This is a genomic window from Streptomyces sp. NPDC050625 (assembly GCF_040654755.1).
GTDB lineage: Bacteria > Actinomycetota > Actinomycetes > Streptomycetales > Streptomycetaceae > Streptomyces.
Window position 1 is genome coordinate 177170 of the sequence record NZ_JBFAIQ010000014.1, and the last position, 12496, is coordinate 189665.

Annotated in this window: 12 protein-coding genes; 7 read left to right on the plus strand and 5 right to left on the minus strand. The window is 71.8% G+C overall.

The features are described from left to right. Positions 1 to 25: 25 nt before the first annotated feature. Entirely contained in the window at positions 26 to 418 is a 393-nt protein-coding gene (locus tag AB0I54_RS28145) for a hypothetical protein (protein ID WP_363298937.1), read from the minus strand. Between the two features lie 101 nt (positions 419 to 519). Between AB0I54_RS28145 and AB0I54_RS28150 the strand changes: the two genes are divergently transcribed. Both AB0I54_RS28150 and AB0I54_RS28155 read left to right on the plus strand, forming a co-directional pair. Further along, positions 520 to 948, plus strand: a complete 429-nt coding sequence (locus AB0I54_RS28150; RefSeq protein ID WP_363298938.1) for a DUF1992 domain-containing protein — start codon at positions 520 to 522, stop codon at positions 946 to 948. A gap of 77 nt (positions 949 to 1025) precedes the next feature. Further along, a complete protein-coding gene (locus AB0I54_RS28155; RefSeq protein ID WP_363298939.1) occupies positions 1026 to 1526 on the plus strand; it encodes a GNAT family N-acetyltransferase in 501 nt (166 codons plus the stop codon). Here the strand turns inward: AB0I54_RS28155 and AB0I54_RS28160 are convergent. Then, entirely contained in the window at positions 1519 to 3558 is a 2040-nt protein-coding gene (locus AB0I54_RS28160) for an MDR family MFS transporter (RefSeq protein WP_363298940.1), read from the minus strand. The genes AB0I54_RS28155 and AB0I54_RS28160 overlap by 8 nt on opposite strands. 375 nt (positions 3559 to 3933) lie before the next feature. Here AB0I54_RS28160 and AB0I54_RS28165 point away from each other — a divergent pair, with 375 nt between their 5' ends. Beyond that, the gene (locus AB0I54_RS28165; RefSeq protein ID WP_363298941.1) at positions 3934 to 4728 is read left to right on the plus strand and encodes a peptidoglycan-binding domain-containing protein; all 795 of its coding nucleotides are present in this window, start codon (positions 3934 to 3936) and stop codon (positions 4726 to 4728) included. A 735-nt stretch (positions 4729 to 5463) separates the two neighbouring features. On the opposite strand, the gene AB0I54_RS28170 is transcribed toward AB0I54_RS28165, so the two are convergent. Continuing rightward, complete coding sequence (locus tag AB0I54_RS28170) at positions 5464 to 6144, minus strand: HAD-IA family hydrolase (protein WP_363298942.1); 681 nt, start codon at positions 6142 to 6144, stop codon at positions 5464 to 5466. A gap of 170 nt (positions 6145 to 6314) precedes the next feature. Then, the gene (locus AB0I54_RS28175; RefSeq protein WP_363298943.1) at positions 6315 to 6893 is read right to left on the minus strand and encodes a TMEM165/GDT1 family protein; all 579 of its coding nucleotides are present in this window, start codon (positions 6891 to 6893) and stop codon (positions 6315 to 6317) included. A gap of 378 nt (positions 6894 to 7271) precedes the next feature. Between AB0I54_RS28175 and AB0I54_RS28180 the strand changes: the two genes are divergently transcribed. The 3 genes from AB0I54_RS28180 to AB0I54_RS28190 all read left to right on the plus strand — a co-directional run bounded on the left by AB0I54_RS28180 (position 7272) and on the right by AB0I54_RS28190 (position 10555). Then, positions 7272 to 7916 (plus strand): HNH endonuclease family protein, encoded by a 645-nt coding sequence (locus AB0I54_RS28180; RefSeq protein ID WP_363298944.1) that lies wholly within the window; start codon positions 7272 to 7274, stop codon positions 7914 to 7916. Positions 7917 to 8144: 228 nt separating this feature from the next. Beyond that, on the plus strand, positions 8145 to 9773 hold the full coding sequence (locus AB0I54_RS28185) for an alkaline phosphatase D family protein (protein WP_363298945.1): 1629 nt from the start codon (positions 8145 to 8147) through the stop codon (positions 9771 to 9773). Positions 9774 to 9943: 170 nt separating this feature from the next. Continuing rightward, the gene (locus AB0I54_RS28190; RefSeq protein ID WP_363298946.1) at positions 9944 to 10555 is read left to right on the plus strand and encodes a VTT domain-containing protein; all 612 of its coding nucleotides are present in this window, start codon (positions 9944 to 9946) and stop codon (positions 10553 to 10555) included. Between the two features lie 693 nt (positions 10556 to 11248). Here AB0I54_RS28190 and AB0I54_RS28195 read toward each other — a convergent pair. After that, positions 11249 to 11479, minus strand: a complete 231-nt coding sequence (locus AB0I54_RS28195) for a DUF2277 domain-containing protein (RefSeq protein WP_363298947.1) — start codon at positions 11477 to 11479, stop codon at positions 11249 to 11251. Positions 11480 to 11575: 96 nt separating this feature from the next. Here AB0I54_RS28195 and AB0I54_RS28200 point away from each other — a divergent pair, with 96 nt between their 5' ends. Next, the gene (locus AB0I54_RS28200; protein ID WP_363298948.1) at positions 11576 to 12478 is read left to right on the plus strand and encodes a 2-dehydropantoate 2-reductase; all 903 of its coding nucleotides are present in this window, start codon (positions 11576 to 11578) and stop codon (positions 12476 to 12478) included. Positions 12479 to 12496 lie beyond the last annotated feature (18 nt).

Consider the following 12496-nt stretch of genomic DNA (forward strand, 5'->3'; position numbering starts at 1 on the left):
ATCCGCCGGGCTTCCGGCCCGTGCTCTACACCTCGTGGTAAAAGCCCACGTTGACGCTGCGCGGCCCGGTGCGGTCCTGGATGATGATCTCGCCGGAGCCGCCCCGGGGCAGCGGCACGGTCCCGCCGTAGGCGACGGACTGGGCGTACTCCCCGACCACCAGTCGCACCACGGACGACGGGTCGGGCTGCGAGCCGTGCAGCCACCTCACCTGCCAGCCCCCGTCGGGCCCGCACAGGAACTCCAGGTGGACCCGCGAGACGAACAGCCAGTCGTCGGGTGTGGCCAGACGGCACACGGACCCGTCCCGGCCGACCCTCAGCACGGCGCCCGGTTCGCTGGGCGCGTCGGCCATGAGCATGCCGGCCGTGGCGCCCGCGTCCGCCGCGGAGACGGTGGCCATGGTGAGTTCGAGCACGTGTGTTCCCCCTGAAGTGCGCTTGACCTGTTTCCAAGTGTGCCTCTACAGCCGCCGCATGATAAATCGCCCGGCCCCACCGCGTCCGGCACAATGGACTCATGACCGAGCGAAAGCCACCGGGCGTCCCGTTCGAGTCCTGGGTCGACAAACAGATCCACGATGCGCAGGGGCGCGGCGAGTTCGAGCAACTTCCGGGCGCGGGTCAGCCGTTGCCGCCCGGCACCGACACGACGTACGACGAACTGTGGTGGGTCAAGCGCAAGATGGCCAGGGAGGGTCTGGCGCTCCTGCCCCCGGCCCTGGCCCTGCGCAAGGAGGCCGAGGACGCGCTCGCGGCGGCGTATGCGGCGCCCTCGGAGCGGATCGCGCGCAAGATCATCACCGATGTCAATGTCAAGATCCGCGACATGATGTTCAAGCCGCCGCCCGGTCCCCCGCTGGGCAAGAAGCCGTACGACGTCGAAGAGGTCGTACGGGAGTGGCGCGAGCGGCGGGAGAACGGGGCGGCGGGCACGGACGGGGTGTAGCTCGGTCCGCGAAACGGCGCGGCCCCGTCAGAGGTCGCGCATATCCGGTTGCGCAGGGTCGGCCCGTCCGCCTGACAATGTCCTTCGTGACCTGGACCATCGATCCCGAGCCCTTCGACTCCCCCGTCGCCGCCGCGCTCTGGCGGGCGTACTACACGGAGGTCAGCGACCGCTGGTACCTGCTGCACGAGGGGCACCGGACCGAGCCCGGCGAGCTGGAGCGGGAGATCGCCGCCGCCACCGGCGCCGAACTGACCCCGCCGGACGGGCAGTTGCTGGTGGGGCGGTACGACGGCGCACCGGGCGGTTCCGCAGGCGTACGGCTCCTGGACCCGGCCACCGCCGAACTCACCCGGGTCTTCGTGCGCGGGGAACTGCGCGGCAAGGGCGGCGCGGCCCTGCTCGTGGCGGCCGCCGAGGACGCCGCCCGTGCCCTCGGCGCCACCCGGATCGTCCTGGACACCCGGGGCGACCTGGTGGAGGCCCGCGCCCTGTACGCCCGGCTCGGCTACACGGAGACGGAGCCGCACAACACCGACCCGTACGCGGAGCACTGGTTCCGCAAGGAACTCAGCTGATCCCGGCCGCAGCCCCGCCCTGCGGCTGCTCCCGCTGCGAGCCGCACATCTGGTCGGTCAGCTCCTTGACCAGGCGGTCCAGGTCGGTGGGCCGGCCGGGCCCCCACCAGTCGCCGAGCAGTTCGGCCAGCGACTCCTCACGGGCCCGTGCCAGCCGGTCGGCCACCTCGCGTCCCTCGTCGGTCAGGCTGAGGTCGAGGCCCTCGCGCAGGGCGAGCCGGCGCTCCTCGACCTGGCGCTCGGCGTCGAGGATCACGCTCAGCGGGACGGCACAGCTCCCGGCGAGCACGCCCGGCTCCACCGAGCCGTACTTCCGCATCCGCAGCAGCAGCCAGCTCGCCGCGGGCAGCAGGTCGTAGCCCGCCCGCGCGGTGATCTTCCGGTAGATCTCCCGCTGCCCCTCACGGGTGCCGAGCACCGACAGCGCGCGGCACACCTCGTCGTACGAGGACCGCTGGACCGGGTTGGTGGCGAGGGTCTCCGTCACATCGGGCGCGGTGACCGAGCCGCGCAGCGTGTCCTCCTTCAGGAACCACGCCAGTACGAAGCCGAGGAGGGCGACCGGAGCGGCGTACAGGAAGACGTCGGTGATGGAGACCGAGAAGGCGTGCAGGGCCGCCGGGCGCAGTGCGGGCGGCAGGGCGGCGATGCCGCGCGGGTCCGCCTGCAGCGTGCTCGCCGACAGGCCCGCGGGGAGACTTACACCCCGGAAGGCGGCGGTCAGTTGCTCGCCGAGACGGCTCGCGAAGATCGTGCCGAAGACGGCGACCCCGAACGAGGCCCCGATCGACCGGAAGAAGGTCGCTCCCGAGGTGGCGACGCCGAGATCCTCGTACGACACGGCGTTCTGCACGATGAGGACCAGGACCTGCATCACCAGGCCCAGGCCGAATCCGAACACGAAGAAGTACGTGCTCATCTCGGCAGTCGAGCTGTTCTGGTCCAGCTGGTGGAGCAGGAGCAGACCGAGCGTGGTGACGCCGGTGCCCGCGATGGGGAACACCTTCCAGCGCCCGGTCCGGCTGACTATCTGCCCGGAGCCGGTCGAGGACAGCAGCATGCCCACCACCATGGGCAGCATGTGCACACCCGACATGGTCGGCGACACACCGTGCACGATCTGGAGGAAGGTCGGCAGATAGGTCATCGCGCCGAACATGGCGAGGCCCACGATGAAGCTGATCACCGCGGAGAGGGTGAAGGTGCGGATGCCGAACAGCTTGAGGGGGAGCACGGGTTCGGTGGCCCTGCGCTCCACGGCGACGAACAGCACGGCGAGTACGACGCCGAGCACCGAGAGACCGATGATCTGCGCCGATCCCCAGGCCCAGGTGGTGCCGCCGAGCGAGGCGACCAGGACCAGACAGGTGGCGACCGCGGCGATCAGGAAGGTGCCGAGGTAGTCGATGACGTGCTGGGCGGACTTGCGCGGGATGCGCAGCGCGGTGGCGATCACGGCGAGCGCGACGACGCCGACGGGCAGGTTGATGTAGAAGACCCAGCGCCAGCCGATGTGTTCGGTGAACAGCCCGCCCAGCAGCGGGCCGAGCACGCTGGTCGTCCCGAAGACCGCGCCGAACAGCCCCTGGTAGCGCCCGCGTTCACGGGGCGGCACAAGATCCCCGACGATCGCCATCGACAGCACGATCAGCCCGCCGCCGCCCAGCCCCTGCAGCGCCCGGAAGCCGATCAACTCGCCCATGTTCTGGGCCATGCCGCACAGCGCCGAGCCGATCAGGAAGATCACGATCGCGATCTGGAACAGCTTCTTGCGCCCGTACTGGTCGCCGAGCTTGCCCCACAGCGGGGTCGCGGCGGTCGAGGCCAGCAGATACGCGGTGACCACCCACGACAGGTGCTCCAGACCGCCGAGGTCACTGACGATGGTCGGCAGCGCCGTCGACACGATCGTCTGGTCGAGCGCGGCGAGCAGCAGACCGAGCAGCAGGGCGCCCATCGGGACGAGGACATTGCCGGGGACGTGCCCCGTGTCCTTCGGTTCCTGCGCCGTGACGTGCGTGTCCAGCGTCATGAGACCTCCCGGGGCTCTCGCGACTCCTTCCATCGTGATCGGTGTCACCCGTTATGGCCCGTTGAGCCGCATCACGATGTGAGGGACCTCTGCATATTCTCGGGAGTTCGTGAGGGGAGGGACGACTACGTGACTGAAGCGAAGGGCCTCCAGTGCCCGGAGTGCGGGGCGCCGAAGGGGCCGGGCAACACTCCGTCGTGCGACTGCGCACAGCGGGCGTCCGACGCCCTGCGCGACACGCGTACGGCGGAGGCGGCTGCGGCGGAGGACTTCAATCCGCTGCGGATACGGCCGTACGTCGAGATAGAGGGGCCAGCGACGGAGGGGCCTGCGTCGGAAGGGCCTGCGTCGGAGGGGCCTGCGTCGGAGGGGCCTGTGTCGGAGGGATCCTCGTCTGCGGGATCCGCCGAGAGCGAGGGAGTCACCCAGCCGGTCCCCGCCCCCGAGGTCACCGTGCCGCTGCACCCGGTGACCGTGACCGGGCCGAGCGGCACTGACCTGCGGATGTTCGAGCCGGGGCGGGACGAGCCGGGCGAGCCGGGCGTCGGGCCGGAGGAGGAGCGGCGGCCGCGCCGGTCCCGCCGGTCCCGCCGTGCCCTGGTGCTCTCCGCCGCCGGAGCCGTGGTCACGGTCGTCGCGGCGGCCGGTTTCGCGAGCGGGCTGTTCTCGTACGAGACTCCGTCGCGGGACGGGGCCGCACCCCGGGAGGTACGGGAGAGCGTGCCCGAGGCCACGACCGGAGCGGCGTCGGAGCGGGCGTCCACGGCGGCGGCGTCCGCGCCCCCGACCTCGGCGTCGGCCTCGCCGTCGGCAACGGTGTCCGCGAGTCCGAGCCCCTCGCCCACGCCCTCGAAAGCGACTCCGTCCGCGACCCCGTCCCGCTCGGCGACACCGACCCAGACGGCGACGGTCACCGGCACGGAGAACTCCCCGCGGCCCACGTCCGCGCCGGTGCTGCGCCGCGGTGACCACGGCCCGGAGGTCACCGAGCTCCAGCTCAGGCTGCGCCGACTGAACCTCTACCTCGGCGATGCCAACGGCAGCTACAGCGGCCAGGTCGAGGACGCCGTGCGCACCTTCCAGTGGGCCCGCGGCATCGACTCCGACGAGCCCGGCGTGTACGGGGCGGCCACGCGGGCGCAACTGGAGAAGGAGACCCCGGAGCCGTAGCGCCGTACCGGCCTGTGCGAGCTTGTCGAGACGCCGGGGCCTGGAACCCGACTGCCGGCGGCGGGCGTGGATAATGCCCGGCGTGACTTCAGAGACAGACCGCCCCAGGTGGTGGTTCGGGCTTCGCGGCTTTGCGTTCTTCCTGGTGGGCGGCAGCCTCGGCTTCTTCGCCTACGCGTTGGTCTCGCATCGGCCGGGCGGGGCGCCGTGGGCATGGTTGCTGCTCGGAGCGATTGTCTGCGGGACGCTCAGTGCACTGTTTCCGAGGCGGCGTCGGCGTTGAGCCACGTGCCGCGCTAGACGGTATGTAGGCGCCGGTCGTGGGCCCGGGCCTCGCTCGCAAGTTGTCGTGGGTTGCCGGCCGGGCGCAGCCTGGCCGGTAGTGCCTACATTTGCGGGAGGCCCAGTGTTTTCTGAGCGTACGAGCGTCGGGTTGGATGTGCATGCCCGCAGCGGTGACCGGGGAGTTGATCCGCTGTCGGCTCACGCCGCAGCATGCTGACGTCCTCGGGTGGATCAGTCGCCTGCCCGGTCCAGCCGCGGTGGCCTACGAAGCCGGCCCGACCGGGTTCGGCCCGGCCCGGGCGCTTTCGCTGGCGGGGATAGGCTGCGAGGTACTCGCGCCCTCAAGGCTGCAGCGTCCGGCGGGCCCGTCCATGCCGGATGCCGGACGCCGGATGCCGGACGCCGGACGCCGGACGCCGCGAGCTTCCGGCAAACCTTCCGGTCGATGCACTAGCCGACGTGCAGCCGGATCGTCCCGTCCCCCGCGGACTCGGCCCTGACCCGTGTCAGGTCCTCCACGACCACGTCCGGCCCGTGGAACCGGGCCCGTGCTCCCACCCCCACGACCCGCATCCCGGCGGCCCGGCCGGCCGCGATGCCCGCGCCGGAGTCCTCGAACACGATGCAGTCGGCGGGGTCGACGCCCAGTTCCGCGGCCCCCTTCAGGAAGCCCTCGGGGTCGGGCTTGCTCGCGCCGACCGACTCGGCGGTGACGCGGACGTCCGGGAGGCCGAGCCCCGCGGCGGCCATGCGGGCCGTCGACAGGGCCACGTCGGCGGAGGTCACCAACGCGTGCGGAAGCAGGCGCAGGGAGGCCAGGAACTCGGGCGCGCCGGGGATCGCGACGACGCCCTCCACGTCCGCGGTCTCCTCCGCGAGCATGCGCGCGTTGTCGGCGAGGTTCTGCTCGACGGGCCGGTCCGGCAGCAGGACCGCCATGGAGGCGTGTCCTTGGCGCCCGTGCACGACCTTCATCACCTCGTCCGCGTCCAGCCCGTGCCGCTCGGCCCAGCGCCGCCAGATCCGCTCCACGACGGCGTCCGAGTTGACGAGGGTGCCGTCCATGTCGAGCAGGAGGGCGCGGGCGGTGAGGACGGTGGGCGTGGCGGTGGACGTGGCCGTGGCCGTCATCGGCAGCTCCAAGGCGCGGAGGGAAGGACAATGCGCGGAGAGAAGGACAAGACAAGGCGGCCCCGCCCGCCGGTCAGGGAAAACGGGCGGGAACCACTTTGTTCCTCTACGGTACAAAACCCGGCGGGATCCCGCCACCTCCCCCGGCGAGCATTCACCTGACGTTCAGCTCAGCCCGCCACGGCCTCCCACAGGCTCCACACGCCGAGCGTCAGCATCAGCAGCGCCGCGATCTTCGTGATGAGCCGCAGCGGCACCCGCTTCATCAGGGCCTTTCCACCGACGATGCCGAGTCCGGCGACCGCCCACAGGGCGAGCACCGCGCCGAGGCCGACGGAGAGCGGGGCGTCGTAGCGGGCGGCGAGGTTCGCGGTCATGATCTGCGTGAGGTCACCGAACTCGGCGACCAGGATGAGCATGAAACCGGTACCGGCGACCTTCCAGAAGGACTGGTCGGCGGGCTTCTTGATCTCCTCCTCGTCGTCGTCCTTCTTCAGCAGCATCGCGCCGCCGCCGAGGAAGAGGACGCCGGTCAGCGCGTGCACGATCTGCTGGGGCAGCAGCGTCAGCACGCTGCCGGCCGCGACGGCGAGCGCCACGTGCAGCAGGAAGGCGGCGGCGATACCCGCGAAGACGTACGAGGCCCGGTAGCGGGTGCCGAGGACGAGGCCGGTCAGCGCGGTCTTGTCCGGCAGTTCGGCGAGAAAGATGACGCCGAAGACGAGCGCCGTCACGGTGATGCTGATCAAAGTTCCTCAATCGGTCGGGGCTGCCCCACCGAGAGTGCTGTGCGTCACACGGAGACACCTCGGCATGGCAGCACACTGCACCCGTGACGTGGGGGCACGGGCGTGCACTGCTTGCCGAAGGTCTCGCTGGCCGGTCTCGTGACCGAGGTCCGGCTCCGGGCGCCGGCTCAGGCTGGCTGAGCAGTATGTCGACGGTCCGGCGAGGAGCTACTCCCCTTCTGCGCCACCCATCGTACGCGACGGAAAGTTCGACCGTGAACCTTGTCGTGTCATGAACGCGTCACTAACTTCTTACCGAACACTCACCCACCGGCAACGCGGAGCCGGGAGCATTCCCTCGCCCGCGCTCCAACACCCCCACCCCACAAGGGAGTTCGCATGCCGAAGTTCTACGCGCGTCGACGCCTCAGCATACTCGCGACGCTCACCGGTCTCATAGCCTCCGCCGCACTGTTCAACTCCCCGAGCGCCTCCGCCGCCCTCCCCACGCCGGTCAGCGCCGCCACCGCCCGCAGCTATCTCTCCCAGCTCACCGTGGCCACCGAGAACCGCACCGGCTACAACCGGGACCTGTTCCCGACCTGGATCACCATCAGCGGCACCTGCAACACCCGCGAGTACATCCTCAAGCGGGACGGTACGAACGTCGTCACCGACTCCGCCTGCACCGCCACCAGCGGCAGCTGGTACTCCCCCTACGACGGCGCCACCTGGACCGCCGCCTCCGACGTCGACATCGACCACCTGGTCCCGCTCGCCGAGGCCTGGGACTCCGGCGCCGGCAAGTGGACCACCGCCCAGCGCCAGGGCTTCGCCAACGACATCACCCGGCCCCAGCTGCTGGCCGTCACGGACAATGTGAACCAGGCCAAGGGCGACCAGGACCCGGCCACCTGGATGCCGTCGCGCACGGCGTACCGCTGCACCTATGTGCGCGCCTGGGTCCAGGTGAAGTACTACTACGACCTCTCGGTCGACTCGGCCGAGAAGACCGCGCTGACGAACTACCTCGCCAGCTGCTGATCGCGGAGGTCTGTCCACCCTCCCCCGTCGTTCAATACCGTACGGATCACGACGACGGAGGTGAGCCGGAGGGGCGCGCCGGGTCGAGAGGGATGGGGGTCCCCCCTGCTCGAACGAAGTTGAGAGCTTGGGGGAGCGCGGAGGCCCGAAGGGCTGAGCACGATCGCCCTCTCGACCCCGGCAGACAGCGCCCCGAAGGTGAACGGACCAAAATAGAGGGCGGGCGCCGTGGCCGGACTGCTTTTGGGACCACTGTTGAGGTACGCCGACGGCTCGTCCGCGACCGTCTGGGTCGAGACGAGCCGTCCGTGCGGCGCCGAGGTGCGCTGCGCCGACGGTGCCGGTGGCACGGCCCGCACCTTCCAGGTCGCCGGGCACCACTACGCCCTGGTCCCGGTGACCGGACTCACCCCGGGCACATCACCGTCGTACGAGGTGCTGCTCGACGGCACACGGGTGTGGCCGCTGCCCGACTCCCGTTTCCCGCCCTCCGTCATCCGCACGCCCGCCGAGGGCGATCCGGTCCGTGTGGTCTTCGGCTCCTGCCGCTGGGCCGCGCCCCCGGGCGACGGCAACGATCCGGCGGGCCCTGACGCCCTGGACGCGCTGGCGGCGCGGACGGCCGCCGACCCCGGCGGCGAGCGCCCCGACGTGCTCCTCCTCCTGGGCGACCAGGTGTACGCCGACGAGGTCTCCCCGGAGACCCGGCGCTGGCTCGCCGCCCGGCGCGACCTGGACGACCCGCCCGGCGGCGAGGTCGCGGACTACGAGGAGTACACCCGCCTCTACTACGAGTCCTGGCTCGACCCCGAGGTGCGCTGGCTGCTGTCCACCGTGCCCAGCTGCATGATCTTCGACGACCATGACGTCATCGACGACTGGAACACCTCCGCCTCCTGGCTCGCCGACATGCGCGCGACCGCGTGGTGGCAGGAGCGGCTGCTGAGCGGTCTGATGTCGTACTGGGTCTACCAGCACCTCGGCAATCTCTCGCCCGGTGAGCTGGCCGCCGACCCGCTGTACGCGGCGGTGCGCGAGATCCCGGACGCCACGGACGTGCTGCGCGCCTTCGCCGCCGGGGCCGACACCGATCCGTCCTCGGTCCGCTGGAGCTACCGGCGCGACTTCGGCCGGGTACGGCTGCTCATGGTGGACACCCGGGCGGCCCGGGTGCTCGACGAGGAGAGCCGCGCGATGCTCGACCCCGGCGAGGCGGCGTGGCTGCGCGAGCAGGCGCTCGGGGACCCGGGCTCGTACGACCATCTCCTCGTCGGCACCTCCCTGCCCTGGCTGCTGCCGCATCTGGTACACGACGCCGAGACCTGGAACGCGGCCCTGTGCCGGGGCGAGCGCGGCGCACGCTGGGCGCGCTTCGGCGAGGACCTTCGCCGCCGGGCCGACCTGGAGCACTGGGCCGCCTTCCCCGCCTCCTTCACCACCCTGACCGAACTGTTCGCCGAGGCCGGAGCCGGGCCCGGGGCACCGGCGACGGTGTGCGTGCTGTCCGGAGACGTGCACCACGCCTATGTTGCCGAGCCCTCATGGCCGGCCGGCGGCCCCGGCGCCCGCGTCCTGCAGCTCACCTGCTCCCCCGTGCACAACGCCGTGCCCCTGTCGCTGCGGCTCGGTTTCCGCTTCGGCTGGAGCGCCGCGGCCCGGCTCCTGGGGCGCCGGCTCGCCCGGCACGGCGGCTGTCCCGCACCGCCGGTCGACTGGCGCAGGACGGGCGGCCCTTGGTTCGGAAACCAGCTCATGTCCCTCACTCTGCACGGCCGTTCGGCGCGGCTGAGGCTGGAGCGGGCGCGAGGGGACGGGTCGCTGAGGACGGTGGAGGAGTCCTCCCTCACCCCTTCATGAGGCCTTCATGAGAGACAACTGCGATGTCGAGATGTTCCGTCGCGATATTCCGTCGCCCGGCCGGGCCCGAGTTGACAGACTGTACGAATACATGAGCCCCCCGTGACCCTTCTGTCACACCCCAGGCGTACGCTGTATGGCTGTTATCGGGGGAGTAACGGGGAGTAGTCGTGTTCGAAGACGTGGTGACGCTGATCGTCGGCCCATGGATCTATGCCGCGGTCGCCGTTTCGGTGCTGCTGGACGTCTTCCTGCCGGTGCTGCCGAGCGGGGTGCTGGTGATCACGGCGGCCACGGCGGCGGCCGCGGGTTCGGGCGCCACGGGGCATGTGCCGGACATCCTGACCCTGATCCTGTCCGCGGCCACCGCCTCGGTGCTGGGCGACCTGGTGGCGTACCGGCTGGCCTGGCGCGGCGGTGAGCGGCTGGACCGTGCGATCGCCCGTTCCCGGCGTCTGGCCAACGCGCAGGAACGTCTCGGCGCGGCTCTCTCCAAGGGCGGCGGTCCGCTGGTGATACTCGCCCGATTCGCCCCGGCCGGCCGCTCCATCGTCTCGCTGTGCGCCGGCGCGGCACACCGCCGGGCCCGCGACTTCGTACCCTGGTCCGCCCTGGCCGGCCTCTCCTGGGCCGTCTACAGCGTCGCCCTCGGCTACTTCGGCGGCCAGTGGCTGGGCGCCAGCTGGCTGGCCACGGCAGTGTCCTTCGCGGCACTCTTCGGCGCGGGCGCGGCCGCGGCCTACCTGATGCGCCGCCGTCCGGAGACTTCGGAGGCGTCGTAACGGGGACGGGGACGCTCCGCTGGGGCCGGCCACCAAACTCCGGTCCGCCACGGGACACCACGCACGGTGCCGCGCCGCCTTGAGGGCGCGGGAAGTGGCCCCCGCTCCGTCCGGAGGCGGTGCCGCACCGAACCTGACGCGACGCCGACCGCAGGCCTCCTCGCCGGGGGCGGACCGCACCACTCGCCGAAGGACCCGTCGGGCGCGCCCTTCGGGCGGGGGGACTCCGACAACGGGACCCGGGGCGCGGGCCTGCGGGCCTGCCGCAGCGACGTTGCTCGCGGCCCGACCGTACGGAGACGGCCGCCGCATCTGATTCGGCGCCGGCCGGAGGCCCAGCCTCGCGGCCCCACCCTCAGCAGCAGGCCCGCGTGCCCGGCCTTCCGGAGGGGCTGCGTGTGGCTCGGGGGTGTCTGGGGGCGGTCGCCGTCGGCTCTCGTGGGCCGGCAGGCGCCACGTGGCTCGCACGACCGGCGGACTCCCCACGGCACCGCCCGGCCGACGGGTGGCCCACGGTCCCACAAGTACCGGCGGGTGTCCTGCGACCCCGATAAGCCAGCAGGCACCCCACGGCCGCAAGCCCAGCCGACGCCCCCCGACCACGCTCGGCCGGAGGCCTCCCGCGGCCCCGCTCGTCAGGCGCCGTCGCCTTTCGCGGCGCGGCCCGGCCCGGCCCGGTTCGTCGGGTCGGTTCTACGCGCTCGTACGTGCCGTCTGGCCTCGGATCTCCAGGGTTTCCAGCAGCTCGGCGGTGGCCTCTGCGACGGCGTCCACCGCTCTGTCGAACGCCTCCCGGTTGTGTGCGGCCGGTGCCCGGAAGCCGGACACCTTTCGCACGTACTGCAGGGCGGCGGCGCGGATTTCGTCCTCCGTGGCCTCCTCGGCCAGCGCAGGCGGGCGAAGTGTCTTGATGCTGCGGCACATGCCCCCAGTCTCACGCACTCCCGCGCGTCCTGGAAGGATCTCCCGTGAAGGCGGCCACCGTTCCGGGGCCGACCCGACGAGAGGAACAACCACATCATGGCGAACGAACGACTCACCGTGGCCGTCCTGGGCCCGGGCGGCATCGGCGGCCTCCTCGCGGGCCTGCTGGCGCGTGCCGGCCATCGAGTGATCTGCCTGGCGGGAGACGAGACCGCCGACGCCCTGCGCACCGGTGGAATCCGCGTCCGCAGCGGCCAGTTCGGTGACTTCACCGCGCCCGTGGAGGCCGACACCGAACTCCGCGAACCCGTAGACGCCTGCCTGGTCACGGTCAAGCACACGGCACTGGACGCGGCCCTCACCCGAGTCCCGCCCGGCGTTCTCGGCGACGCCCTTCTCGTACCGTTCCTGAACGGCGTGGAGCACCCCGCGCTGCTGCGCGCCCGCCACCGTCCCGACCGCGTGGCCCCTGCCGTGATCCGGGTCGAGTCCACCCGCCTCGCGCCCGGGCTGATCGAGCACGGCAGTCCCTTCACCGAGATCGACCTGGCCGGCGACCCGGTACCCCGCCCGCTCCTCGACACGCTCGCGACGGCCCTGGGCGCCGCCGGTCCGGTCACCCGGGTCTGCGAGGACGAGACGTCGGCCCTGTGGGCGAAGATGTCGTTCCTCGCCCCGTTCGCCCTGCTGACCACCCGATACGAACTGCCTCTCGGTGACGTACGCACGCGCCACCGCGAGGAGTTGACGGCCCTCGTCGCGGAGACCGCGGCCGTCGCCACCGCCTGCGGCGCCCCCGCGGACCCGGCCGGGGCGCTCGCCCGCTACGACGCCTTCCCGCCCGGCACGAAGTCGTCGATGCAGCGCGACGCGGAGGCGGGACGTCCGCTCGAACTCGACGCCATCGGCGGCGCGTTGCTGCGCGCGGCCGAGCGCCACGGAGTACCCGTTCCGGTGACGGCACGCCTGGTGCGGGAGTTGCGGGACTCCGGCCACTGAGGCACGTGAACGGGCAGC

Coding starts and splice junctions, on each gene's coding strand:
- AB0I54_RS28150 (WP_363298938.1), top strand. CDS start 520: ATGACCGAGCGAAAGCCACCGGGCGTCCCGTTCGAGTCCTGGGTCGAC.
- AB0I54_RS28155 (WP_363298939.1), top strand. CDS start 1,026: ATGTCCTTCGTGACCTGGACCATCGATCCCGAGCCCTTCGACTCCCCC.
- AB0I54_RS28160 (WP_363298940.1), bottom strand. CDS start 3,558: ATGACGCTGGACACGCACGTCACGGCGCAGGAACCGAAGGACACGGGG.
- AB0I54_RS28170 (WP_363298942.1), bottom strand. CDS start 6,144: ATGACGGCCACGGCCACGTCCACCGCCACGCCCACCGTCCTCACCGCC.
- AB0I54_RS28180 (WP_363298944.1), top strand. CDS start 7,272: ATGCCGAAGTTCTACGCGCGTCGACGCCTCAGCATACTCGCGACGCTC.
- AB0I54_RS28195 (WP_363298947.1), bottom strand. CDS start 11,479: ATGTGCCGCAGCATCAAGACACTTCGCCCGCCTGCGCTGGCCGAGGAG.
- AB0I54_RS28200 (WP_363298948.1), top strand. CDS start 11,576: ATGGCGAACGAACGACTCACCGTGGCCGTCCTGGGCCCGGGCGGCATC.